We start from the raw sequence: 263 nt of genomic DNA, 5'->3' as shown, positions 1-263 counted from the left end.
AACTTCCGCTTAATGAAATTGAAGTCGTAGTACATGTCAATACTTTGTCTGCTCCTGCATTAACATTAGGCGGCGTATTGTTTAGGGTTACCAAAGCTATATCAGTAGCGGTACATCCATTGGCTGGATTGGTAACGGTTAAGGTATACGTACCAGCAGCATTAACGGTTGGAGTTGCAGTATCAGCTCCTGAAACAATATTACCTCCATTACTTGCTATCCATGAATAGGTAGCGCCTTCTGTTGAAGAACTTCCGCTTAAT

General features: G+C 41.8%; 1 pseudogene. It reads right to left on the bottom strand.

What is annotated here, in order from left to right:
• A pseudogene (locus tag ACSVH5_RS13460) lies at nt 1-263 on the bottom strand (hypothetical protein); the annotation flags it as partial.

The organism is Flavobacterium sp. RSSA_27, from assembly GCF_051547125.1.
GTDB lineage: Bacteria > Bacteroidota > Bacteroidia > Flavobacteriales > Flavobacteriaceae > Flavobacterium.
Note: the sequence above shows the minus strand (reverse complement) of the source record. Positions and strands in the feature narration are given on the sequence as shown.